The organism is Bacillus sp. SRB_331 (genome assembly GCF_003264175.1).
GTDB lineage: Bacteria > Bacillota > Bacilli > Bacillales > Bacillaceae_G > Bacillus_A > Bacillus_A mycoides.
In genome coordinates this window covers 1-776 of the sequence record NZ_NADV01000020.1, presented here as the reverse complement: position 1 = coordinate 776, position 776 = coordinate 1, and the positions used below count along the sequence as shown (strand labels likewise).

The window sequence follows — 776 nt, the reverse complement described above, 5'->3', positions numbered from 1 at the left end:
CAACATCAAGTTAAAGCACTTTTAAAACATTAAAAAGTGCTTTTTATTTATTATAAATACGAATGTAAACTTTTCAATATTAGTTTACTTTCATACCATTGATTATATTAACTTTATCTCAATTCACCCGTTTTCTCCAAAATCACTATCAAACTATACATTCAAAACATGATGAATAAAGAAATTAGAATACCCGTGATCAAAAAAAGAAAAAGCTAGATTCATGCTAACTTTTTTTACATAATACCTGTTAGTAAAATTTATAATTGTTCTAAAAGATAATCACAAACATTTACAAAAATATGTTGTTTTTTCAGACTTAGTAATAGATATTCTAATTTAAACTCCTGGTAAAAAATCTTAGTAATATATCGTTTAAACTCATTTAAATCAGGCTCTTCTGAGCTATATAATACATCTAAAGGAAGATTAAACTGAGAAAATAAATGATCACTTTGAGCAAAAATTGACACTTTTCCATCAGTTAATCGATCATTAAACGTAAATAAGACTTTTAACAAGGCGTTTACTTGTTCTTCCTCAAATTCATGATCTATAACAAACATGAAAAAAGGATATTCATCTGATTGAATCATACGTTTCATAAGTTCAAATCGATATTTTAATAAGGTAACTTCTTTAACTAAATCCATATTCTTTCCCTCCACATTTCCCTATATTGACCATCCTATCACATCTATGTTTATCTCAAAATATGAAGATTCATAATGTACAACATATACATGTTCAGTTAACATAACCCCACTTATCGGTAG

Annotated in this window: 1 protein-coding gene; it reads right to left on the bottom strand. The window is 26.4% G+C overall.

What is annotated here, in order from left to right:
- Nucleotides 1-260: 260 nt before the first annotated feature.
- Nucleotides 261-653 (bottom strand): DUF1878 family protein, encoded by a 393-nt coding sequence (locus B5P42_RS13665; RefSeq protein ID WP_113734406.1) that lies wholly within the window; start codon nucleotides 651-653, stop codon nucleotides 261-263.
- Between the last annotated feature and the right edge of the window lie 123 nt (nucleotides 654-776).